Below are 22,393 nucleotides of genomic sequence, written 5' to 3' on the forward strand. Positions count from 1 at the left end.
CGTGTCAAGAAGTATTCCTAATTAATGAATGGCCTGATGGTGGTGCCGGTGCCGACGCGGTGGCGCCCGGGTGGCGGTGACGCCCGGCCACGTGGGCAGATATTTATACAGCTTTGTCCTGAATCGTCCACCCTGTGATCGAGGTGTGATCATCATGTGATCCGCCTCATCTTCAGAAACCAGCCACAGAGTGTTACGTTTTTGGCCGTCACGAGTCCCAGCGACAAGCCCCGGCTTGCTGGGCGGCAACCCTCCTTCTGCGGTGGGGTGCCCCGGGTGATGACACGGCTCCACGCGCACACCGATGTGCCGGGAGCAAGCGCGGACCTGTCACCCAGGTCCAGTACCTGTGACGGGAGCACGAGATGACAGCGGACGTGATGCCTCAGGGCACGTCGTCATGGTGCCCCGCCCAGCGGCCCCCGCTCGACGAGCGGCCGGCGAACCATCACCCACGGGCCGGCGCGCCGTTCGCCGTCACCCCGCACCGAGGAGTCCTGCCCTCATGAGAGCTGCCCTGCCACGCCCACGCGGGCGACGCCCCCTGCTGGTCCTCGCCTCGGCCGCCACTGTCCTCGCCGCCGTCGCCGGCTGCGGGGTCGACACCGGCGGCTCCTCCGGCGGCTCCGGCGACGGAGGGTCCGGCTCCAAGGGGGAGCAGATCACCGTCACGGCCTTCGCGGGCCCCTGGGGCGAGCTGTTCAAGAAGTCCTTCGTCGCCCCGTTCGAGAAGGACACCGGCATCAAGGTGAACCTCGTCTACGGCGCCGACTCCGCCTGGCTCACCAAGCTCCGTGCCGCGGGCGGGAAGAACGCGCCGTTCGACGTCGTCGCCCTCACCCCCGGCTCCCTGCACCAGGCCGTCGGCGGTGGCCTCCTCCAGCCGCTGAAGACGGGCGACCTCAGCCACTGGAAGCAGCTCGACCCGGTGCTCACCCAGCAGTCCACGGTCGAGGGCGCCTCCTACGGCGTGCCGCTGACCACCGGCTCCAACGGGCTGCTGTACCGCACCGACAAGATCAAGCAGGCGCCCCGCGACTGGACCGACATCTTCGACAAGAAGTACTGCGGCCATGTCGCCCTGCCCCCGCTCACCTACAACGCGGGCCTGGAGTTCTTCTCCGCGCTGGTCTCCCAGGACGGCGGCAAGCTCTCCGACCCCGCCGATGTCGACAAGGCGTTCAAGAAGCTCGAAGGGCTCAAGGACTGCGTCTCGGCGTTCCCGGCGGACGCGGGCAGCGTCTCCACCGTCCTCCAGAACGGCGACGCCTGGATCGTGCCCTTCTGGGACGGCCGGGCCTTCGCCATGGCCAAGGAGGGGCAGCCGATCGGCTTCAGCTACCCCGCCTCCGGCGCCGTCGGCGCGCTGACCTCGTACTACGTCCCCGAGGGCAGCGCGCACACCGAGGCCGCCTACAAGTTCCTCGACTACCTCAGCGCCGCCCAGTACCAGAAGCCCTTCGCCGAGGGGACCTTCTACGGCGCGGGCAACGACACCATCGACTACAGCCCCGACTTCAAGGCGAAGGTCAAGTACGGCGAGGCCGTCTACAAGACGTTCACCTGGGTCGACTACAAGACGGCGACCCCCAAGCTGAATGAATGGCAGCAGCGGTGGAATCAGATCTTCAAGTGACCGGGCAGCGTGACGACGCCGGCGGCGGGACCGCCGCGCACATCGAGATCGAGGGCCTGGCCGCCGGGTACGAGGGGCAGCGCATCCTCGACGTCGGCCGGCTCTCCATCAGGCGCGGCGAGTTCCTCTCCGTCCTCGGCCCCAGCGGCTGCGGCAAGACGACTCTCCTCAACAGCCTGGCGGGGTTCGTCCGGCCCACCGCGGGCCGGATCACCCTGGACGGCACGGACCTCACCGACGTTCCCACGCACCGCAGGGGGCTCGGCCTGGTCTTCCAGAACTACGCGCTCTTCCCGCACATGACCGTCGCAGGCAACGTGGCGTACGGCCTGAAGGTGCGCCGCACCGAGCGCGCCGAGCGGGACGAACGCGTCGCCGAGGCGCTGCGCCTCGTCGGCCTGGAGGCGTACGCGGACCGCAGGCCGCGGCAGCTCTCCGGCGGCCAGCAGCAGCGGGTCGCCGTGGCCCGCGCGCTGGCCACCCGGCCCGCCGTGCTGCTGCTCGACGAGCCGCTGTCCAACCTCGACGCCAAACTGCGCCGCGAGATGCGGGTGGAGCTGCGGGAGCTCCAGCAGCGCCTCGGCATCACCATGGTCTTCGTCACGCACGACCAGGAAGAGGCGATGTCGCTCTCCGACCGGATCGCCGTGATGAACGGCGGCCGGGTCGAACAGCTCGGCACGCCCACCGAGGTGTACCGGACGCCCGCCACCCGCTTCGTCGCCGAGTTCATCGGCGCGGCCAACATCCTGGAGGGCACCGGAGCCCGCGACGGGACGCTCCACGTCGGCGGGGTACGGCTGCATTCCGGCCTCGCCACGCTGCCCGACGGGGACCCGGTCACGCTCGCCGTACGGCCGGAACGCGTCACCGTCACGGCCGCCGAGACGGAGGCCGAGGCGGCGGCCAAGAACGACGGCGGCGCGGACGCCGGAGCCGCGGCCGACACGGACGCCGGAGCCCCGACCGGAGCCGTCCGCGGCTCCGGGATCGTCGGCTACCGGGCGTTCACCGGCGAGGCGTGGCAGGCGCAGATCGTCGTCGCCGAGGGCGTCGCGGTCAACGCCAGAACCGCCGAGGAGCCCCCGGCCGTCGGCGCGCGGGTCACCTTCGGCTGGTCGGCCGCCGATGTCATCCTCCTCGGGCCCGGTCAGGGCGGCGGGGGAGTCGCCGAGGCCGGGGAAGCCCCCGCAGTCGGCGGCGCGGCCGGAGCGGGCGCCCGGGACGTCGCCACGAAGGAGGCGACGTCCGGATGAGCGCGCCCGCCGCCCGCGCGCCGCGCCGGCTGCGCGGGCTGCTGCCCGTCACGCCGGTCGTGGTCTTCCTGCTGGCCCTGTTCGTGATCCCGCTCGTGCGGGTCCTCGCGCTCAGCTTCCACCCGTCGGACGCCAACGGCTATCCGCTCGACGGCTACTCGTTCACGCAGTACCACAGGGTCTTCACCGAGGCGTTCTTCTCCGAGTCCCTGTGGCAGAGCCTGCTCACCTCGCTGCTGGTCACCGTCCTGTGCGTGCTGCTCGGGTTCCCCGCCGCGTACGCGCTGGCCCGCGCCCGCAAGGGAGTGGTGCGCACCCTGCTCTTCGTCGCGGTCGTCTCGCCGCTGCTCACCAGCGTCGTCGTCCGCAGTTACGGCTGGGTCGTGCTCTTCTCCGCCAACGGCGCGGTGAACCGGACCCTCATGGGCCTCGGCATCCTGGACCAGCCCGCGCCGCTGCTGACCAGCTACCTCGTGGTCGTCGTCTCCGTCACCCATGTCCTGCTGCCGTTCGCGATCCTGCCGCTGACGACCGCGCTGGGTGGCATCGACGACAACCTCTCGCGCGCCTCGCGGAGCCTGGGCGCCGGGCCCGTACGCACCTTCTGGAAGGTCACGGTGCCGCTCAGCCTGCCCGGCATCGCGGTGGGCGCCACCGTCGTCTTCCCGCTCGCCATGGGTATCTACATCACCCCGCTGCTGGTCGGCGGCGCCAACCAGCCGCTCGCCGGACTGCGCGTCTACAGCCAGATCACCAGCGTCTTCGACTATCCGGTGGCGGCGGCGCTCAGCCTCACCCTGCTCCTGCTGACCCTGCTGGGCGTCTCCGCCCTCGGCACCGGATTCCGCTTCTGGGAACGGAGGCTCCATGGCTGACCCCGCCGCCGACCGTACGCACCACCACCCCGCCCCCGACGGTCCGCCCGCCGGGACCGGCACACCCGCGAAGGCCGGGGCGTCCGCGACCTCCGGCTCATCCACGGCCTCCGGCCCGCCCGCGAAAGCCGGTGCGGGCCGGGGCGCCGCCCTGCTGCGCCGCGCCGGGCGGACCGCCGCCGCGCTCCCCGCCGTCGCCGTCTTCCTCTACCTGCTCGCCCCGCTCGCCGTGCTGGCCCTCAGCTCCCTCAACTCCACCAGCTCACTGAGCTTCCCGCCCAGCGGGCTCTCCCTGCGCTGGTACTCCGAGGTCCTGTCCTCCCCGGACTGGCTGGTCTCCTTCCGGCTCAGCGGCGTCCTGGTGCTGCTCGTCGTCCTCACCACCGTGACCATCGGCACGCTCGCCGCGTACGGGCTGGTCCGCGGCGACTTCCCGGGCCGCGGCGTGCTCTCCGGGCTGGCCCTCGCCCCGCTGATGGTCCCCGAGATCATCATCGGCCTCGGGCTGCTCTACTACTTCCAGGGCCTCGGCCTGGTCAACACCCTGCCCGGGCTCTGGCTGGCGCACTCCCTGGTCGCGCTGCCCTTCGTCATCCGTACGGTGATGGTCAGCGCCCAGGCGCTCGACCCGACGCTGGAACGCGCGGCGGCCACGCTCGGCGCCGGACGGGTCGGTACCTTCCTCACCGTCACCCTGCCGCTGCTGCGCCCCGGCATCCTCGCCGGAGCGGTCTTCGCCGCCGTCACCTCGCTCGGCGAGGTCGCCGTCTCGGCGCTGGTCTCCGGCTCCAACACCACCACCGTGCCGGTCCGTATCTTCTCGGCGGTCCAGTTCCAGCTCGATCCGTCGGTGGCCGCCGTCTCCACGCTCCTGATGCTCGTCAGCGTGCTCGTCCTGGTGGCCGTCGACCGGTTCACCAACTTCTCGGAGGTGCTCTGACCGTGCCCGACGACCCCACCGCTGACCTCACCGCGGCAGCCCCGCGTGCCCGTGTCGGGATCGACGTGGGCGGCACGTTCACCGACTTCGTCCTCGCCGTGCCCGGCGACCGGGGCGCTCTCCTCCACCACAAGGAGCCCAGCACCCCCGGCGATCCGGCGCGCGCCGTCGCCGACGGGCTCGCCGCCGTCCTCGACCGGGCCGGACTGCACCCCGGAGATCTCGCCGCCGTCACCCACGGCACCACCATCGGGCTGAACGCGATCATCCAGCGGCGCGGCGCCCGGATCGCCCTGGTCGTCACCGAGGGCTACCGGGACATCCTGGAGATCGGCCGCAGCCGGATGCCGTCCTCCTTCGACCTGCACGCGGCCAAGGAGGAACCGCTCGTCCCCCGGGACCGGATCGTGGAGATCCCCGCCCGGCTCGGCCCGGACGGCCGCCCCGTACGCGTCCCCGACGACCGTGAACTGGCCCGGGTCGCCGAGGAACTGCGCGCCACGGGCGCCGAGGCCGCCGCCGTCCTCGTGCTGCACGGCCACACCGACCCCGCCTTCGAGGCCGAGATCACCCGGCGGCTCGCCGCGCTCGTCCCCGGACTGCCGCTCACCTCGTCCGCCGCGATCTGGCCCGAGGTCCGCGAGTTCGAACGCGCCCTCGTCACCTGCCTCAACGTGTACATCCAGCCGCTGATGCACCGCTACTTCGACCGGCTCGAAAGCCTGCTCGACGGGCTCGGCGTCACCGCCCCCGTCTACATCGCCGCGTCCAACGGCGGCTCGCTCAGCCTGCGTTCGGCCACCGAGCGCCCCATCGAGACCGTGCTCTCCGGACCGGCCGCGGGCGTCACCGCCGCGACCCGGCTCGGCCGCGCCGCCGGGATCGGCCGGCTCGTCACCTTCGACATGGGCGGCACCAGCAGCGACATCGCCGTCGCCGTCGACGGCGAACCGGAGTTCGCCACACACACCACCATCGGCGGACTCCCGCTGATCCTGCCCGTCGTCGCGGTGAACGCCATCGGCGCGGGCGGCGGTTCGGTCGTACGGGCCGACGCGTACGGGGCCCTCAAGGTCGGCCCGCAGAGCGCCGGGGCCGACCCGGGCCCCGTCGCCTACGGCCGCGGCGGCACCCGCCCCACCGTCACCGACTGCTATCTGCACACCGGCGTCATCGACCCCGCCACCTTCCTCGGCGGCCGGATGATCCTCGACGCGCCCGCCGCCGCCCGCGCCCTCGGCCTGGTCGGCGACGAACTCGGGTTCACCACCGCCGAACCCGGCGCGGCGGCGGACCGGGCGGCCGACGGCGCGCTGCGGGTCGCCACCGCCGGCATGGCCGTCGAACTCCAGAAGACCCTCGCCGGACGCGGCCTCGACCCCGCCGAGTTCACCCTCGTGCCGTTCGGCGGCGCGGGCCCCACCCACGCGGCCGTGCTCGCAGAGGAGGTCGGCATCCGCGAGATCGTCGTCCCGCCCGCCGCCGCCACCTTCTGCGCGCTCGGCGCGGTCGGCGCCGACCTGCGCCGCGACTTCGCCCGCAGCCTCCGCCGCGACCTCGACGACACCACCGTCGCCGCACTCCGCGACATCCTCGCCGGGCTCGAAGGACGGGCCCGTGCCTGGCTCGCCGAGCAGGGCCCCGCGAGCGCCCCGCCCGTCCTCACCCTGGCCGCCGACATGAGCTACACCGGCCAGGCGTACGAGCTGCGCGTACCGCTGCCCGACCGGCTCACCCTGGCCGCGCTCACCGAGGCGTTCCACCGGGAACACGAACGGCTCTACGGCTTCCGCGACGCCGCCGCGGCCGTCCGGCTCGGCACCGCCCGGCTCGCCATCAGCGCCGCCGGATCCGATCTCGCCACCGCCCCCGCCGAGGCCGCCCCGGCCGGCGGCCCACCGCCCGCGCCCGACGGCCACCGCACCGTCCTGCTCGCCGGAGAACGCGTCACCGCCGACGTCCACCGGCGCGACGCGCTGCGCACCGGGCACACCCTCACGGGACCGGCCGTGATCGAACAGGACGACACCACCGTGCTGGTACCGCCCCGCTGGTCGGCCACCGTCGACCCGCTCGGCAACCTCCGGCTCCGGCACTCCTGACCACCAGCACAGCACGCCACGGCAAGGCAAGGACACCCCCGACCATGACGCTCGACCCGGTCACCCTGGAGATCATCGGCAACAAACTCGGCGCCCTCACCGAGGAGATGTGCCTCACCCTCCAGCGCACCAGCCGCTCGCTGTACGTCAAGGAGACCGCCGACTTCTGCTGCGCGCTCGCCGGACCCGACGGCGCCTTCACCGCCTACCCGCGCGGCATCGGCGTCTCCGGCTTCGTCGGACTCGACGTCCGTACGGCCGTCGACCACGTCGGACCGCTGGAGCCCGGCGACGTCATCGTCACCAACGACCCGTACACCTCGGGCGGTCTGGCCACCCACCTCACCGACATCCAGCTCATCGAGCCGTACTTCCACGACGGCGGGATCATCGGCTACGGGTGGGCGTTCATCCACTGTTCCGACATCGGCGGCCGGGTCCCCAGCAGCCTGGCCCCCACCAACCACGAGATCTACCAGGAGGGCCTGCGGATACCGCCGGTCAAGCTCCTGCGGGCCGGTGAGCCCAGCCGCGACATCGCCGCGCTCCTCCAGGCCAACAGCCGCACCCCCGAGGCCAACGACGGGGACCTGCGCGCCATGCTCGCCGCCCTGCGCACCGGCCGAGAGCGGCTGGCCCGGGTCGTCGCGCAGCACGGCGCCGCCGATGTCGCCGCCGCCCACACCGACCTCGTCGACCACACCGCCGACCAAGCGACCGCCGCGCTCGCCACCCTGCGGGACGGCACCTACCGGTTCACCGACTACCTCGACGACGACGCCGTCTCTCCGGTGCCCGTCCGGATCTCGGTCACGGCCACGCTCGACCGGGGCGCCCTGCACCTCGACTTCACCGGCACCGACCCCCAGGTCGACGCCGCGTTCAACATCGCCAGCCACGGCCGCGCGCACGCCTGGATCACCACCCGCGTCCTCGCCCTGATCTGCACCCTCGACCCGGGCATCCCGCTCAACGGCGGGCTGATCAGGCCGGTCACCGTCACCGCCCCCGAGGGCTCCGTCGTCAACGCCACGCCGCCCGCCGCCGTCGGCATCCGGCACGCCACCGCCTCCCGCGTCAACGACGCCCTCGGCGGGGCGCTCGGCCTCGCCGCGCCCGAGGTGATGCCCGCCGCCAGCAGCGGCCTCGTCGTGCCTGTCGTCGTCGCCGAGAGCGCGCCGGGCGGCGGCCAGAACGTCCAGGTCCTCGAACCCATGGTCGGCGGCACCGGCGCCCGCGACGGCGCGGACGGCGTCGACGGCCGCGACAGCGGCATCTCCAACCTCGCCAACAACCCCGTGGAGACCGTCGAGACCGAGATCGGCGCCCAGATCCTCCGCTACGCGCTGCGCCCCGACTCCGGTGGCCCGGGACGGTGGCGCGGCGGCTGCGGCCTCGAACTCGTCTTCCGCGTCCTCGGCGACGACAGCAGGCTGCTCGCCCGCGGCCTGGAGCGGATGCGCTTCCGCCCCTGGGGCACCGCGGGCGGCGGCCCGGGGGCGCCCGCCGAACTCGTCATCAACGAGGGCCTGCCCGGCGAGCGCCGGTACACCAAGATCGACATGGTCGCGCTGCGCCGCGGCGACACCGTCACCCTGCGCACCTCCGGCGCGGGCGGCTACGGGGACCCCTGGACCCGTGACCCGCGCGCCGTCCTCGCCGACCTCGGGCGCGGGCTGGTCACCGAACGGGCCGCGGCGGCCACGTACGGAGTCGCCGTCACCCCCGGGGCCGACGGCCGCCCCGTGCTCGACGAGGCCGCCACCGCGGAGCTGCGGCGCACCCCGCCGGCCCCGCCCGCCGGGGCCGGACCCGAGCGCGCCGCCTGGGACGCGGTCCACGACACCGAGGCCGCCGACCGGCTGGTCGCCGCCCTCTTCCGGCTCCCGCCGTCCCGCCGCTACACCCGCCGTGCCGCCGTCCACACGGCCGTGCTGGACGCCCTGCCCGAGGGCTTCCCCTCCGCCGCCGCGTCCGCAGCGCAGCTGGCCGAGGCCCGGACCGTACTGCGGAGGCACATCGCCGCGCTGGAGGAGGAGACCACGGGCTGACCCCCCTCCGCCGGTCCGTGCCCGCGGACGACCTGTCGCTATGCTGCCGCTCCAAGTGCTCATACGAAACAATCAAACGAACAAGCGCGTGGTACGGCGAGCGGTGGCGGAACAGACCCTAGGGGGCAGGCGGTATGCGGGAGCCGGTCGAACTCAGGCGGCAGCGGATCCTCGCGGTGGTGGAATCGCGCGGCGCGGTCAAGGTCAGCGTGCTCGCCGCCGAGCTGGAGGTCTCCGTCGTCACGGTACGGCGGGACGTCGAGGAGCTGACCCGTGCGGGCCGGCTGCGGCGCGGCCACGGCGTGGCACGAGCGGTCGGGTCCGTCGAGGAGGCGGCGGCCCCGGCGGCGCGCCCGTCCGAACCTCAGGCCGAGGGCGGCGCGGTCGCCCTGGTGGTGCCGGAGCGCCACTCGTACCTGTACGAGGCGGCGTACGGCGCCAGACCCGTGCTGGAGGCGGCCGGATTCCGGGTCGCCCTGCACATCGCCCCGCAGGCCCCCGGAGCCGAACGGCCGCTGGTGGAACGGGCGTTGGAGGGCGGGGCGCGGGGTCTGCTGATCGCCCCGAGGTGGCGCAGCGCCGCGGCGGAGGAGGCGGACTACGGCTGGCTCGCCGAGGTCGGCGTGCCGACCGTCCTGATGGAGCGGCGGCCCCGCCCCGGCAGCGCGCTGCACGCCCTGGACACGGTCTGCTCGGACCACTGGTACGGCGTGCATCTGGCCGTCGACCACCTCGTTCGCCTGGGCCACCGCCGTATCGTGCTGGCCGCCCGCGACGACAGCCCCACGGCGCGCAGCGTCCGCGCGGCGTTCGCCCGCATCGCCGCCGACCGGCCCGAGGTCACGGACTGGACGACGGCGCTCTCCTCGCCCGACGCGGTGCCCGGCCCGGTCTCCGGCACCGGGGAGGACATGCGCCCGAGCCGGGGCCGCAGCCCGCTGGACCTCGCGGGGCTGCTGCGCGAGCACGGCGCCACCGCGGCGCTGCTGCACGGCGACGTGGACGCCCTGATGCTGGTCCAGGGCCTCGCGGAGCGGGGCGTACGGGTGCCGCGGGACTGCTCGGTCGTCGCGTACGACGACGTGGTCGCCGCGCTGGGCTCCATCCCGCTGACGGCGGTGGCCCCGCCGAAGGCCGAGGTCGGCCGGGCGGCGGCGGAACTGCTGGTGCACCGGCTCTCCCGGCCGGTGGGCGTGGCGGTCCCCGTACGCAGGATCGAGCTGCTGCCGGAGCTGAAGGTCCGCGGTTCGACCCAGCGTCCGCCCGCCGTGCTGTCCGACGTGCCGCCCGCCGTGCCGTCCGACGTGCTGGAAGGTGCGTCGACGGAGCTGCCGTCGGACGTGCCGACCGCCTCGCCGCTTCCGGCTCCGATCCCCGCCTCGATCCCCGCCTCGATCCCCGTCCAGAAGTGAGCGTTTGACTGTTTCAACTTTCTTCTGAGCGGTCTATTGACCAATTGTGATCAGCCGATCAGGATTCCCCGTGTCTCGAACCGGAGCCGCGGGAGGCCCCCATGCCTGGTCGACAGAGCCGTCGATCCGTGCTGGCCACGATCGCCGCGCTGCCCCTGACAGGTGCCCTGGGCGCCTGCACCGGGGGCGGCGCGGACACCCGATCGGGCAGCGCGAGCACCACCAGCACCAGCGGAAAAGCCACACACATCACCTTCTGGTCCGCGCTGCGCGGCAGTCAGGAGGTCGTGGACGCGTTCAACAAGTCCCACGACACCATCCAGGTCGACTTCCAGCAGATCCCTTCCGGGGACGCCGGCGGTTACGCGAAGCTCAGCAACGCCGCCCGGGCGGGCAACGCCCCGGATGTCGCCACGCTGGAATATCCCCAGGTCCCCGGCTTCGCCATCGACGGCGTCGCCCGGGACATCACGGACCTGGTCAGCGACGGGCTGCGGGCGAAGCTGCTGCCGCAGGCGCTGAGCCTGACCACCTTCGAGAAGCGGATCTTCAGTCTGCCGCTCGACATCGAGCCGATGGTGATGCACTACCGCGTCGACCTCTTCGAGAAGTACGGCCTCGACCTGCCCCGCACCTGGGAGGAGTTCGAGTCCCTCGCCAGGACCGTACGCCGCAAGGCCGGGGACCGCCGGCTGGTGCTCTTCCCCACGGACGGCTTCACCCAGTTCGGCGCGTGGTCCTGGCAGGCCGGCGCCCAGTGGTTCGACACGGCGGGCGGCGCCTGGAACGTCTCGCTCGCCGACGAGCCGACCCGCCGCGTCGCCGCGTACTGGCAGCGGATGATCGACGACGACCTGGTCTTCATGAACGCCGTCAACAGCCGGCAGAGCGACGCCCAGATCGGCAACGGCCTCGTCCTCACCCGGCTCACCGGGGCCTGGGAAGCCGGGGCGCAGATGAACAAGCAGCCCGGCCAGAAGGGGCTGTGGAAGATCGTCCCGCTCCCGCAGTGGGACGTCGACCGGCCCGCCGTCGGTACCCACGGCGGCTCCACCTTCGCGATCACCAAGGACAGCCGCCACCCGGAGGCCGCCATGGAGTTCATCGAGTGGCAGATCTCCCACCCCGACGCCCTCCGGGCCCGGCTCTCCAGCGGCGCCAGCAGCCAGTACCCGGCGGCGCCCGGTCTGATCGCCGTCGGCCGCGAGGCCTTCGACCGCGGCTACTACGGCGGTCAGGACATCTACACCCTCTTCGAGCAGCAGGCGCACACGATCCGCGACGGCTGGATCTGGGGCCCCCGGTCGAGCGCCACCGGGCGGGTCATGCAGGACGGGTTCGCCCGGGCGAGCGGGGGGCGGGGCTCCCTGATCTCGGCGGTGCGCGCGGCGCAGGACGGCACCATGCCGGACCTCAAGGCCCTGGGCCTCACCACCACCGAACGCAGCACCTGAGCACCGCGCCCCTCCACCCCCGTCCCAGCACTCGAGAGGCAGGTGACACCTCATGACCAATCCCATGACCAGCCCAATCGCCACCCCCAGGCCCCCGGCGTCCGGCAGCACCCCACGGTCCACCGCGAGCCGCGGCCCCGGCGGCCCCGCGACCACCGCCCGCTCCACCCGGAAGTCGGCCCGGCGCCGTGAACTCGGCGCGTGCGGGGTCCTGATGACCCCCTTCTTCGCCCTTCTCGTCACGGTCTTCCTGATCCCCGTCGGCACGGCCGTCTGGCTGAGCTTCTTCAGCAACGACCAGCCGGGCCTCGGCTTCGGCCCCGAACGGACCGTCTTCGTCGGACTGCGCAGCTACGCCGCCGTCCTGACCGACCCGACCTTCCTCGGCGGACTCGGCACCGTCGCCCTGTACTGCGTGATCTACATCCCCCTGATGGTGATCGGCGCCCTCGTGCTGGCCCTGCTGCTCGACTCCGGGGTGGTACGGCTGCGTTCCTGGGCACAGCTCGGACTCTTCCTGCCGCACGCCGTGCCCGGCATCATCGCCGCCCTCATCTGGCTCTACCTCTACACCCCCGGCATCAGCCCGATCATCGACTTCTTCGGCAAGGCCGACATCACCATCGACTTCCTCGGTGTCAACACCGTGCTGCCGTCCATCGTGAACATCGCGCTCTGGAGCAACCTGGGCTACAACATGGTCGTCTTCTACGCCGCGCTCCAGGCCGTACCCCGCGAGGTCATCGAGGCGGCCGTCGTCGACGGCGCGGGACCGGTCCGTACCGCCTTGCAGGTCAAGACACCGCTGGTGCGTCCCTCGATCGTGATGGTGGCCATGTTCACCCTCATCTTCGCCCTCCAGCTCTTCACCGAGCCGATGCTGCTCAGCGAGTCCACACCGATGATCAACTCGCGTTTCTCGCCCAGCATGTACATCTACGACGCGGCGTTCACCCGTAACAACTACAGCCTGGCCGCGGCGGCCTCCGTCGTCCTGCTGGTCTTCACCGTCGCCCTCTCCTACGGCGTGACCCGCTGGACCAACCGCGTCAACGCCACAGAGGAGGCCGCCCGATGAGTGTCACGAGCGCGACGAGCACCGCCCCGCGCACCCCGCTGCCGGCCGTCACCCGCGGCGGCCCACCGCGCCCGCCCCTCCTCGGCCGCGCCGTCGTCAACCTCGTCGTCGGCGTCTCCGTGCTCTACACCCTGCTGCCGGTGCTCTGGCTGGTGCTCGCCGCGGGCAAGAACCGCGACGCCCTGTTCAGCAGCGATCTGCTCTCCGCCGGCAACTTCTCCTTCCTGCAGAACATGAAGGACCTGTTCGCCATGGACGGCGGGCTGTACGGGCGGTGGTACGGCAACAGCCTGCTGTACGCGGTCGTCGGCGCCGCGCTCGGCGCCCTGATCTCCATCGCCTGCGGCTACGCCTTCGACAAGTACCACTTCCCGCACAAGGAGAAGCTGTTCGGGCTGGTCCTCGCCGCGGTGATGGTCCCGCAGACCGTCCTCGCGCTGCCGCTCTACCTGATGGCCTCGGGCACGGGCCTGGTGAACACCTTCTGGGCCGTCTTCATCCCCGTGCTCTTCAACCCCTTCGGCGTCTATCTCGGCCGGATCTTCAGCCAGGGGTACGTGCCGAACGAAGTACTCGAAGCGGCCCGGGTCGACGGCGCCGGCGAACTGACCACCTACGTACGGGTCGCCCTGCGGATGCTCGGCCCCGGGCTCGTCACCCTCTTCCTCTTCCAGCTCACCACCATCTGGAACAACTTCTTCCTCCCCATGGTGATGCTTTCGGACCAGGACCTGTATCCGGTGAGCCTCGGCCTCTTCACCTGGAACAGTTCCGCCTCCGTCTCCCCGGAGTACTACCCCGTGGTGATCATGGGCTCGCTGCTCGCGATCCTGCCGCTGATCCTGGCCTTCGTTCTGCTCCAGCGCTTCTGGAAGTCCGGACTCACCGCGGGCTCCGTCAAGTAGCGGCGCCGCGGGAACAGCCGCCCGGCCAGGCAGGACCGCCGTCCTGTACCACCCGTACCAGGAGAGAGATGCCCCCCACCCCGACCGCACGCACCCGTCCGCGCGCCGCGCTCGCCATGTCACCCCAGGCCGCGGCGGCCGTCCTCGACCCGGAGAGCCTGGCCGCCCTCGGCGCGGTCTGCGCGCTGACCCCACCCCCCGTCCTCGACGACCTCACCACCGACCGGGCCCGCGCCACGCTCGCGGACGTGGAACTCCTCGTCACCGGCTGGGGCTGCCCGCCCCTGGACGCGGCGGCCCTGGCGGCGGCGCCCCGGCTGCGGGCCGTGGTGCACACCGCCGGCACGATCCGCTCCCATGTCACCGAGGCGTGCTGGGAACGCGGCATCGAGGTCTCCTCGGCCGCCGCCGCCAACGCCCTGCCCGTCGCGGAGTACACCGTCGCGATGATCCTGCTCTCCGGCAAGCGGGTGCTGGAGCGCGCCCGCGATCTGCGCGCCACCCATGACCGCGGCGACTGGCTGCGGATCCCCTCCCACATCGGCAACTACGGCCGCACCGTGGGCATCCTCTCGGCCTCGCTGATCGGCCGCCGGGTGATCGAACTGCTCCGCCCGTACGACCTGCGGATCCTGCTGCACGACCCGTACGTCGGCGACGCGGAGGCGACCGCGCTCGGCGCGCACCCGGTCGGACTCGCCGAACTCTTCGCACAGAGCGACGTGGTCAGCGTCCACACTCCGCTGCTGCCCGCCACACGCGGCCTCGTCAGCCGTGAACTCCTCACCTCCATGCGCCCCGACAGCGTGCTCGTCAACACCTCGCGCGGCGCCGTCGTCGAGCAGGACGCCCTCACCGACGTCCTGCTCGCCGAGCGCATCCGGGCCGTCCTCGATGTCACCGACCCCGAGGTCCTGCCGCCCGGACATCCGCTCTGGACGTGCGAGAACGCGATCATCACCCCGCATCTCGCGGGCTCGCAGGGCAACGAGCTGCGCCGGCTCGCCGACCTGGCGGTCGGTGAGGTCACCCGCTGGGCGGCGGGCGAAGGCTTCGTCCACCCCGTACGACGCGAAAGGCTGGCATTCCTCGCATGACCGCACCCCACGCCACCCCCGCCTCCGTCCCCTCCGCCTCCGGCGACCCCGGCCCCGGGAGCCCCGCCTCCGCCGGGCCCGCCTTCGAACTCCCCTCCGACGACCGGGTACTGAGCCCCCGCACCGGCTACACCCGGGCCCACTGGGAGGCCGCCGCCGACGGACTCCTGCGCGCCGCCTGGCGCTGGGCCACCCCCGGCAACGCCCTGCTCGACCTGCCGGGACGGCCCTCGCGCTCCGGCGTGCGCTCCGACGGGCTCGAAGGCTACGCCCGTACGTTCCTGGCCGCCGCCTTCCGGGTCGCGGGCGCGGGCGGCAAGGACCCGCACGGCTGGCTCGAACGGTACGCGGACGGACTCGCGGCGGGGACCCGTACCCCCGGCCGGGACGACACCGAGTCCTGGCCGCTCATCCTCGACCACCACGTACAGGGCCAGCCCATGGTCGAGTCCGCGTCGGTCGCCCTCGGCCTGCGGCTGACCGCGCCCTGGCTCTGGGACCGGCTGGACCCCGGCGTCCAGGACCGTGCCGAGGAGTGGCTGCGCGGCTCCCTGCGCCACACCCCCGCCCCCAACAACTGGTATCTCTTCCCGTACTCCGTGGCCGGGTTCCTGGAGTCCGTCGGCCGCAGTGACGCCGAGACGTCACGCGCCAGGGAGCGGGCGCTCACCCTGCTGGAGAGCTGGTACCGCGGCGAGGGCTGGTACGCCGACGGCGACAGCCGCGCCTTCGACCACTACAACGGCTGGGCCCTGCACCTCTATCCGATGCTCGACGCCCATCTCGCGGGCGACGCCGAGGCGTCCGCGCACCACGGCGCCCGGCTCCGCGCCCACCTCGACGGCTTCTCCCTGCTCTTCGGCGGGGACGGCGCGCCGCTGCACTTCGGCCGCTCGCTCACCTACCGGTTCGCGGCGAGCGCGGCGGTCGGCCTCGGCGCCGTCACCGGACACACGCCGCTCGCCCCCGGGGTGTCGCGCCGGCTGGTGAGCGGGGCGCTGCGGTACTTCCTGGACCGGGGGGCGACCGGTGACGACGGGCTGCTGAGCCTGGGCTGGCACGGCCCGCACGACGCGACGCTCCAGTACTACTCGGGCCCCGCCTCCCCGTACTGGGCGTCCAAGGCGTTCGTCGCGCTCCTCGCCCCCGAGGACCATCCGCTGTGGACGGCCCCGGAGGAGCCCGCGCCGAGCGAGGGCCCCGACCGGGTGCTGGCCCTGCCCGTACCGGGCCTGCTCGTCCAGTCGACCCGCGCGGACGGGATCGTACGGCTGCACAACCACGGCAGCGACCACATCCGTCCGCACGAGGGCGAAGCGGGGGTGCCGGACGATCCGCACTACAGCCGGGGCGCCTACTCGACCGGCACCGGCCCCACCGCCGCCGCCAACGTCGCCGACAACCATGTGGCGTTGGAGCTCTCGGGCCGCTCCAGCGGCCGTCGCCGGATCCATCCGCTGGGCGCGGGCGGCGGGGACGGCTGGGGCTGGGCGGCCTCCTGGCACCGCCCGGTCTTCGCCTCCGGCGCGCCCATGGTGCCCGGGCTGCGGGTGGAGAGCGTCACGGTGGCCCGGGGGCGGTACGAGCTGCGGGTGCACCGGGTGGTGGGCGCACCGCCGGGCGCGCGGCTCCGCCAGACGGGCTGGGCGACCGGTCCCGGCGAGGAGGTACGGTCCGCCCTGCGCGGGCTGCACGGCTGGGCCGCGGAGCCGGAGGAGCGACGGGCCCCGCAGGGAACGGCGTTCACCCGCTGGGCGGTGGTGCCCGAACTGACCGGGCCGGCCGAGGGCACGGCGCTGTTCGCCGCCCTCGCGACCCTCACGGCGGAGCCCGGCGCGGCCCCGCTGTCCGGCGCGGTGAGCGAGGTGACGGTGGACGGCGGGACGATCGAGGTCCGGTGGACCGACGACGGATCGCGGACCCGGATCGCCTTCGACCCGCTGACGGTCGGTCACGGCTGAGGCCGGGGAGCCGCCGCCCCTGACGCCCCGCGTCCGACATCTTGCCCCTGAAAGCCTGTCCCGCCCCGCCGACGTACCGGCCGGGCGGGGCGGGCGGGGCGCGGGGGTCAGGCGTTGACGAGGTCGAGGTAGCGGGCCCAGTCCCAGTACCTTCCGGGGTCGGTGTGCGTGGCCCCCGGCACCTCGCTGTGCGCGATGATGTGCGCACGCGTCTTGGGGATGCCGTACCGGTCGCAGACGGCCGCGGTGAGGGCCGCGGACGCGGCGTACAGCGCGTCGGTGAAGTAGGCGGGCCGGTCGACCCACCCCTCGTGCTCGATACCGATGCTGCGAGTGTTGTAGTCCCAGTTGCCGGCGTGCCAGGCGACGTCCTTCTCGCGCACGAACTGTCCGATGTACCCGTCGGCCGAGGCCACCATGTAGTGCGCCGACACCTTCTTGGCCGGGTTCTGGAAGATGTCCCTCGCGTCCGGGAAGGTCTCCTGCGTCACATGGATCACGACGTAGTCGACGGAGTACTGCGTCGGGCGGGAGGCGACGGTGTAGTTGGAGGTGCTGGCCGGGATCCAGTGGGTCGGCGGATAGGCGACGGCGGCACGGCGGCCGGCCGGCCCGGCCGCGGGGGCGGCCCCGGCCGCCGGGGCGACCGCCCCGGCGACCGCAGTGCCCGCGACGCCGAGCCCGAGCGCCGCGGCGCCCAGATACGCCCCCGACCTGAGCAGGGCCCGGCGGGACGGGGCGGGGTGGGACGAGGCGGGGTGGGCCGAGGTGGGGCCGAGCGGCGCGGTGGGGCCGTGGGCTGCCATGGAATTCTCCCGAAATCGGTGTGCCGTGGGGGGAATTGACGCGCGTAGCGGGGATCCCTTCCATGCTGACCGTCCGACAGGTTCATGCCAATAACCCGATGGCAAAGAAAGAACGTGCCAGCTGGTCCGGACCTCTGGAAGGTGCCGTGCGCCCCCGGGTGCGGCACGGCGGCCCGGCCCGGCCCGGCCCCACCCTGCCGGGTACTCTGCCCGCGCCCCGTGGGCGCCACGCGGCCGACGCCCCACGATGGCCCGTAAGAGGGGCCGGGCGTCCCCGTGTTCGTATCGCGGGGTGAAGGGCTCCCGCGTCGCCCCCGTCCCGCACCATGCGTAATACTCTCGTCATGGGATCGAGACTTACGCGCCCGAGGGGCGGGGCGCGCGCGGCGGCCGTGACGATCAGGCGGGCCACCGCCGGCGACGCCGGGCGGCTCACCAGGCTGGTCCGGCGCTCCCGCGCCTACGAGGGCCCCTACGCCTCGATGGTCGCCGGATACCGGGTGGGCCAGGACTACATCGAGGCCCACGAGGTGCATGTGGCCGCCGACGGCGACGGCCGGGTGCTCGGCTTCTACGCGCTCGTCCTCGAACCGCCGGAGCTGGACCTGATGTTCGTCGCCGACGACGCCCAGGGGCTCGGCATCGGGCGCCGGCTCGTCGAGCATCTCGCCGAGCGGGCGCGGGCGGCGGGGCTCGACACCGTACGGGTGGTCGCGCACCCGCCCGCCGAGGACTTCTACCGCCGCGTCGGCGCCCGGCGAACCGGCACCGTGGCCGCGCGCCCGCCCGCCGTGCCGTGGGACCGCCCCGAACTGGAGCTTCCGGTCGGCCGTGGGGCGGAGGTCACGGAACGGGAGGGCCGGTGATCGGGGTGCCGTCCGCCGCGTAGGGCCAGGCGTTGATGACGCACCCGCGCAACCCCTTGATCTGCTGCATCATCGCGGGAGCGGGCTTTCCCGCCCCGGCGCAGGTCTCGTGGCCGTGTCCGAGGAAGTGGCCGACCTCGTGGTTGATGATCAGCGCGCGGTACGAGGACACGTCGTGGGCGTAGGCCGGGGTGGCCAGCCGCCAGCGCTTGAGGTTCACCATCACGTGCCGGCCGACGTTGCAGTTGACCTCGCCGCCGGTGTCCAACTGGTACTCGCCGCAGACCCGGTCGACGGTGTCCGGCGTCGCGAGCTGGACGACGAAGTCGGCCGTGCCGCCCGCGACCCGCCGGAAGCCGGTGGCGCCGTCGGCCGTCCAGCCCCGCGGATCGGCCAGGATCCTGTCCACTTCCGCGGCGGTCGCGGCGGCGGACTCCTTCAGCCCGTCCTCGACCGAGACGGAGTAGGTCACGATCCGCCCGCCGCCGGCCGTTCCGCTGCCCGCGCCCGCCGTGGTGAACGTTCCCGGCCCGCTCTTCGGGATGCCGGCCCCCGACCGCTCCGCCGCCGGCGACCCGGCGGACCGTGAGGGGCCCGGCGACTCCGTCGGCTTCGGCGCCTTGGCCTCCGACGATGCCCCGGAGCCCGTGCCGGAGCCCGGTGCCGTGTCCGCGGAGCGGGACGGCGAGGGGGAAGGCGACGGTGGGGCCGCCGCGGGCGCGTCGTTCCGCGGCGCCGCCGCGCCCCCGTCCCCGCCGCGCCCCTGCCCCGTGACGGCGAGACCGATGACCGCCAGCGCCGTGACGGCGGTGACCCCCGCGACGAGCGGTGCTTTGTGGGCCCGCCCGGCCCGGGCGGATCGCTTGGGACGGCGGCGGCGCCCGCCGCGCGGCCGGGCATGGGAGGTGCGCTGGATCATGGAAGGAGAGGCTGCGCGCGCGGTGTGTTCAAACCTGGACCATGGGATAACGAACCCATAACGCATGTCTGTGCAGGGTTTCATATGATCGTCGCGTAACAGTTGCCCCCGTCGCACCTCTCGCGCCGGGCCCGCCGCCCGGAGGTGCGGATACTGTCGGCATGCCACGTGTCCTGCTCATCGAAGACGACCCCGCCGTACGCGAGGGCGTACAGCTCGCCCTGCGCCGCCAGAGCCACGACGTCGAGGCCGTCGCGACAGGGGAGCTCGGGCTCGAACAGCTCCGGCGGTTCCGTCCCGACGTCGTGGTCCTCGACCTGATGCTGCCGGGGATGAGCGGGCTCGACGTCTGCCGCAGGATCCGGACCGGCAGCCAGGTGCCCATCATCATGGCCACCGCGCGCGGCGACGACGTGGACGTCATCGTCGGCCTGGAGGCGGGGGCCGACGACTACGTGGTCAAACCCGTCCAGGCCCGCGTCCTCGAAGCCCGGATCAGGGCCGTACTGCGCCGGATCGGCGACTCCGCCGGCAACGGCGACGGAGCCCCGCGGATCGAACGCCACGGCGACCTGGTCATCGACCGTGCCGGACTCGACATCACCCTCCACGGCGAACCCGTCCCGCTCGCCCTGTCCGAGATGCGGCTCCTGCTCACCCTCTCGGCCTCGCCCGGACAGGTCTTCAGCCGTCAGCAACTCCTCGAAGCCGTCTGGGAACACAGCTACCACGGCGACATCAGACTCGTGGACGCCTGCGTGAAGCGCCTGCGCCTCAAAATGGCCGAGCCCTCCGGGGCGCCGCGATACGTCCAGACCGTACGCGGCTTCGGCTACCGCTTCCGGTCCCGCTGAGAGCCGAGCGTCCGAGCCCTCGATGAGACTTCCCGGCATACGCCCTCTGGCCTCCCGGATCCGCCTGATCCCGCGGGTCCGCGGACTGCGCGTCCGCCTCGTGGTCGCCTTCACCCTCGTCGCCGTCGCCGGCACCCTCACCAGCGGCGCCCTGACCTTCCGCGAGGCGCGCACCGGCGTGCTCCAGCAGAGCCAGGACACCGTCGTCCAACAGTTCCGCGAGCGGGTGAACAGCGCGGCACCCGCGCTCAGGCTGCCGGCCGGACAGCGGGACCTGGAGTGGTTCACCCAGGAAGTGGCCCGCGCGGGCCGCTCCGACGGGTGGCGGATCCTGACCACCTACCGGGACCTGCGCGCCACCTCGTCCCCGGACGACCGCTTCACCGAACTCACCCCCGAGCTGCGACGGGCGGCCTCCACGAAGTCCGCCACGGTCTTCCAGCGCGTTCCCACGCGGAACACCTCCGTCCTCGTCGTCGGCCTGCCCGTCACCTACGCCGGCCCCCAGGGCCGCCCGGCCGCCCACTCCGGCCTCGCCGTCTTCCTGATCGTCTCCCAGAGCGACGAGGAGGCGTACGTCAACGCCCTGGTCTCCGCAGTCCAGCGCGCCACGTACCCCGCGCTCGGCCTGGCGGTGCTCCTCGCCCTGCTCGCCGCGCGCGGGGTGCTGCGCCCCGTACGGGAACTGCGGCGCGCCGCCCGGTCCATGGCGGAGGGCCGCTTCGACACCCGGCTCTCGGTCCACGGCTCGGACGAACTGGCCGACCTCTCCCGGACGTTCAACGAGACGGCCACCGCGCTGGACCACTCCGTCGCGGAACTGCGCCGGATGGAGGCCCGGGCCCGCCACTTCGCCTCGGACGTCTCCCACGAACTGCGCACCCCGCTGGCCGCCATGGCCGCCGTCACCGACGTACTGGACGAGGACGCCGGCCGGCTCGACCCGGACACCGCTACCGCTGTACGTCTCATCAGCCAGGAGACCCTCAAGCTCGCCCGGCTCGTCGACGACCTCATGGAGATCTCCCGCTTCGACGCCCGAGCGGCCGAACTCCACCGGGACGACATCGATCTCGCCGAGTCCCTGCGCCGCACGCTCGCCGCCCGCAGCTGGACCGAGACCGTGGAGACCGAGCTGCCGCCCCCGGACGCCCTGCGATTCCGGGCCGACCCGCGCCGCCTCGACGTCGTCGTCGCGAACCTGGTCGCCAACGCGCTGCGGCACGGCGCACGCCCCGTACGGGTACGGCTGTACGAGGGCTCCGGCGGGCGGGCCGTCATCGAGGTGACGGACAGCGGTCCCGGCATCCCCGGCGACGTCCTCCCGCATGTCTTCGACCGCTTCTACAAGTCGGACACCGCCAGGACCCGCACCGAGGGGAGCGGTCTGGGGCTCGCCATCACGGCGGAGAACGTCCAGTTGCACGGGGGCACCATCCGGGCCGCGAACCGGCCGGAGGGCGGCGCCGTCTTCACCGTCGAGATCCCGCCGCCGGCCGAACCGGCCGAGCCCCCACCCGTATCCCATGACCACGGTCCGGAGGAGCGCGCATGACCCGCACACCCCGCAGCCGCCGGGCCGCCGCGCTGCTGCTCGCCTCGGCCACGCCGCTCCTGCTCGCGGCCGGCTGCCGGATCCCCGGCACCGGTGTCGTGGAGGTCGGCGAACCGGCCACCGGCGCACGCCCCATTCTCCTGATCTACCTGGTCAAGGACGCGGCTCTGTATCCGGTGATGCGCTCCGAGGGGGTCACCTCCTTCGATGTCACCACCGCCGTCGACCTCGCGTTCCGCGGCCCCCAGCCCGCCGAGGCCCTCGGTGGAGTGACCACCGAACTGCCGGTGCCGCCGTCCGGCCGCCGGCCCCGGGTCACCGTGGACGGCGACCGGGTCCTGGTCGAGCTGACGGGGCAGGACCGTCTCCCGCGGCTCGGCGTGAACCAGCTGGCCTGCACCGTGGCCGCCGCCCGGGCGCTGGAGACACCCGACCCGGACCCGGCCGAATTGACCGTCGCGGACGGGTCCGGCCGGCGTACGGTCCAGGCCACCGAGGCCGACTGCCCGGACGAGGCCGACGCCGTTCCCGTGCCCGTCGGCGGGTCCGGCCCCGTCGGCGGGGCCGGGTTGGACGGCCTGTCGTCGTCCGAGCCGCCACCGCCGCGGTCCGAGCCGTGACGGCTG

General features: G+C 73.2%; 18 protein-coding genes and 1 riboswitch. Of the genes, 16 read left to right on the forward strand and 2 right to left on the reverse strand.

What is annotated here, in order from left to right:
* The first annotated feature begins 206 nt into the window (after positions 1-206).
* Positions 207-328, forward strand: a riboswitch (SAM riboswitch).
* Between the two features lie 177 nt (positions 329-505).
* The 12 genes from ACFTZC_RS10195 to ACFTZC_RS10250 all read left to right on the forward strand — a co-directional run bounded on the left by ACFTZC_RS10195 (position 506) and on the right by ACFTZC_RS10250 (position 16,767).
* A complete protein-coding gene (locus ACFTZC_RS10195) occupies positions 506-1,636 on the forward strand; it encodes a PotD/PotF family extracellular solute-binding protein (RefSeq protein WP_382888322.1) in 1,131 nt (376 codons plus the stop codon).
* On the forward strand, positions 1,633-2,892 hold the full coding sequence (locus ACFTZC_RS10200; RefSeq protein ID WP_382888323.1) for an ABC transporter ATP-binding protein: 1,260 nt from the start codon (positions 1,633-1,635) through the stop codon (positions 2,890-2,892). Before ACFTZC_RS10195 ends, ACFTZC_RS10200 begins: the two co-directional genes overlap by 4 nt.
* A complete protein-coding gene (locus ACFTZC_RS10205; RefSeq protein ID WP_382888324.1) occupies positions 2,889-3,767 on the forward strand; it encodes an ABC transporter permease in 879 nt (292 codons plus the stop codon). Before ACFTZC_RS10200 ends, ACFTZC_RS10205 begins: the two co-directional genes overlap by 4 nt.
* A complete protein-coding gene (locus ACFTZC_RS10210) occupies positions 3,760-4,707 on the forward strand; it encodes an ABC transporter permease (RefSeq protein ID WP_382888325.1) in 948 nt (315 codons plus the stop codon). Before ACFTZC_RS10205 ends, ACFTZC_RS10210 begins: the two co-directional genes overlap by 8 nt.
* Positions 4,708-4,709: 2 nt before the next feature.
* Positions 4,710-6,809 (forward strand): hydantoinase/oxoprolinase family protein, encoded by a 2,100-nt coding sequence (locus ACFTZC_RS10215; RefSeq protein WP_382888326.1) that lies wholly within the window; start codon positions 4,710-4,712, stop codon positions 6,807-6,809.
* 44 nt (positions 6,810-6,853) lie between these two features.
* Positions 6,854-8,860 carry a hydantoinase B/oxoprolinase family protein gene (locus ACFTZC_RS10220; protein WP_382888327.1) on the forward strand — a complete coding sequence of 669 codons (2,007 nt, stop codon included), beginning with the start codon at positions 6,854-6,856 and terminating at the stop codon, positions 8,858-8,860.
* Positions 8,861-8,994: 134 nt separating this feature from the next.
* Complete coding sequence (locus ACFTZC_RS10225) at positions 8,995-10,272, forward strand: substrate-binding domain-containing protein (protein ID WP_382888328.1); 1,278 nt, start codon at positions 8,995-8,997, stop codon at positions 10,270-10,272.
* A 101-nt stretch (positions 10,273-10,373) separates the two neighbouring features.
* Complete coding sequence (locus tag ACFTZC_RS10230) at positions 10,374-11,726, forward strand: ABC transporter substrate-binding protein (protein WP_382888329.1); 1,353 nt, start codon at positions 10,374-10,376, stop codon at positions 11,724-11,726.
* Between the two features lie 64 nt (positions 11,727-11,790).
* Positions 11,791-12,804, forward strand: coding sequence for a carbohydrate ABC transporter permease (locus ACFTZC_RS10235; RefSeq protein ID WP_382888330.1), 1,014 nt, complete (start codon positions 11,791-11,793; stop codon positions 12,802-12,804).
* On the forward strand, positions 12,801-13,709 hold the full coding sequence (locus ACFTZC_RS10240; protein ID WP_382888331.1) for a carbohydrate ABC transporter permease: 909 nt from the start codon (positions 12,801-12,803) through the stop codon (positions 13,707-13,709). The genes ACFTZC_RS10235 and ACFTZC_RS10240 overlap by 4 nt, the downstream gene beginning before the upstream one ends.
* Before the next feature lie 68 nt (positions 13,710-13,777).
* Positions 13,778-14,806 (forward strand): hydroxyacid dehydrogenase, encoded by a 1,029-nt coding sequence (locus tag ACFTZC_RS10245; protein WP_382888332.1) that lies wholly within the window; start codon positions 13,778-13,780, stop codon positions 14,804-14,806.
* Positions 14,803-16,767 carry a DUF2264 domain-containing protein gene (locus ACFTZC_RS10250; protein WP_382888333.1) on the forward strand — a complete coding sequence of 655 codons (1,965 nt, stop codon included), beginning with the start codon at positions 14,803-14,805 and terminating at the stop codon, positions 16,765-16,767. The genes ACFTZC_RS10245 and ACFTZC_RS10250 overlap by 4 nt, the downstream gene beginning before the upstream one ends.
* Positions 16,768-16,874: 107 nt before the next feature.
* Here the strand turns inward: ACFTZC_RS10250 and ACFTZC_RS10255 are convergent, their stop codons facing one another.
* Complete coding sequence (locus tag ACFTZC_RS10255; RefSeq protein ID WP_382888334.1) at positions 16,875-17,573, reverse strand: N-acetylmuramoyl-L-alanine amidase; 699 nt, start codon at positions 17,571-17,573, stop codon at positions 16,875-16,877.
* A gap of 344 nt (positions 17,574-17,917) precedes the next feature.
* Here ACFTZC_RS10255 and ACFTZC_RS10260 point away from each other — a divergent pair, with 344 nt between their 5' ends.
* Positions 17,918-18,439 (forward strand): GNAT family N-acetyltransferase, encoded by a 522-nt coding sequence (locus ACFTZC_RS10260; protein ID WP_382888335.1) that lies wholly within the window; start codon positions 17,918-17,920, stop codon positions 18,437-18,439.
* On the opposite strand, the gene ACFTZC_RS10265 is transcribed toward ACFTZC_RS10260, so the two are convergent.
* Positions 18,417-19,358 (reverse strand): DUF3152 domain-containing protein, encoded by a 942-nt coding sequence (locus ACFTZC_RS10265; protein WP_382888336.1) that lies wholly within the window; start codon positions 19,356-19,358, stop codon positions 18,417-18,419. The genes ACFTZC_RS10260 and ACFTZC_RS10265 overlap by 23 nt on opposite strands.
* Before the next feature lie 161 nt (positions 19,359-19,519).
* Here ACFTZC_RS10265 and ACFTZC_RS10270 point away from each other — a divergent pair, with 161 nt between their 5' ends.
* Genes ACFTZC_RS10270 through ACFTZC_RS10280 form a run of 3 tightly spaced genes read left to right on the forward strand, consistent with a single transcriptional unit; the run spans position 19,520 to position 22,387 of the window.
* Positions 19,520-20,212 (forward strand): response regulator, encoded by a 693-nt coding sequence (locus ACFTZC_RS10270; protein ID WP_382888337.1) that lies wholly within the window; start codon positions 19,520-19,522, stop codon positions 20,210-20,212.
* A gap of 22 nt (positions 20,213-20,234) precedes the next feature.
* Positions 20,235-21,767, forward strand: coding sequence for a sensor histidine kinase (locus tag ACFTZC_RS10275; RefSeq protein WP_382888338.1), 1,533 nt, complete (start codon positions 20,235-20,237; stop codon positions 21,765-21,767).
* On the forward strand, positions 21,764-22,387 hold the full coding sequence (locus ACFTZC_RS10280) for a hypothetical protein (protein WP_382888339.1): 624 nt from the start codon (positions 21,764-21,766) through the stop codon (positions 22,385-22,387). The genes ACFTZC_RS10275 and ACFTZC_RS10280 overlap by 4 nt, the downstream gene beginning before the upstream one ends.
* Positions 22,388-22,393 lie beyond the last annotated feature (6 nt).

The sequence above is a fragment of the Streptomyces sp. NPDC056987 genome, assembly GCF_042673865.1.
Classification (GTDB): domain Bacteria; phylum Actinomycetota; class Actinomycetes; order Streptomycetales; family Streptomycetaceae; genus Streptomyces.

Excerpts from the sequence above, each read along its gene's own strand:
- ACFTZC_RS10195 (WP_382888322.1), top strand. The coding sequence starts at position 506 with ATGAGAGCTGCCCTGCCACGCCCACGCGGGCGACGCCCCCTGCTGGTC.
- ACFTZC_RS10205 (WP_382888324.1), top strand. The coding sequence starts at position 2,889 with ATGAGCGCGCCCGCCGCCCGCGCGCCGCGCCGGCTGCGCGGGCTGCTG.
- ACFTZC_RS10210 (WP_382888325.1), top strand. The coding sequence starts at position 3,760 with ATGGCTGACCCCGCCGCCGACCGTACGCACCACCACCCCGCCCCCGAC.
- ACFTZC_RS10220 (WP_382888327.1), top strand. The coding sequence starts at position 6,854 with ATGACGCTCGACCCGGTCACCCTGGAGATCATCGGCAACAAACTCGGC.
- ACFTZC_RS10225 (WP_382888328.1), top strand. The coding sequence starts at position 8,995 with ATGCGGGAGCCGGTCGAACTCAGGCGGCAGCGGATCCTCGCGGTGGTG.
- ACFTZC_RS10230 (WP_382888329.1), top strand. The coding sequence starts at position 10,374 with ATGCCTGGTCGACAGAGCCGTCGATCCGTGCTGGCCACGATCGCCGCG.
- ACFTZC_RS10235 (WP_382888330.1), top strand. The coding sequence starts at position 11,791 with ATGACCAGCCCAATCGCCACCCCCAGGCCCCCGGCGTCCGGCAGCACC.
- ACFTZC_RS10240 (WP_382888331.1), top strand. The coding sequence starts at position 12,801 with ATGAGTGTCACGAGCGCGACGAGCACCGCCCCGCGCACCCCGCTGCCG.
- ACFTZC_RS10245 (WP_382888332.1), top strand. The coding sequence starts at position 13,778 with ATGCCCCCCACCCCGACCGCACGCACCCGTCCGCGCGCCGCGCTCGCC.
- ACFTZC_RS10250 (WP_382888333.1), top strand. The coding sequence starts at position 14,803 with ATGACCGCACCCCACGCCACCCCCGCCTCCGTCCCCTCCGCCTCCGGC.
- ACFTZC_RS10255 (WP_382888334.1), bottom strand. The coding sequence starts at position 17,573 with ATGGCAGCCCACGGCCCCACCGCGCCGCTCGGCCCCACCTCGGCCCAC.
- ACFTZC_RS10260 (WP_382888335.1), top strand. The coding sequence starts at position 17,918 with ATGGGATCGAGACTTACGCGCCCGAGGGGCGGGGCGCGCGCGGCGGCC.
- ACFTZC_RS10265 (WP_382888336.1), bottom strand. The coding sequence starts at position 19,358 with ATGATCCAGCGCACCTCCCATGCCCGGCCGCGCGGCGGGCGCCGCCGC.
- ACFTZC_RS10270 (WP_382888337.1), top strand. The coding sequence starts at position 19,520 with ATGCCACGTGTCCTGCTCATCGAAGACGACCCCGCCGTACGCGAGGGC.
- ACFTZC_RS10275 (WP_382888338.1), top strand. The coding sequence starts at position 20,235 with ATGAGACTTCCCGGCATACGCCCTCTGGCCTCCCGGATCCGCCTGATC.
- ACFTZC_RS10280 (WP_382888339.1), top strand. The coding sequence starts at position 21,764 with ATGACCCGCACACCCCGCAGCCGCCGGGCCGCCGCGCTGCTGCTCGCC.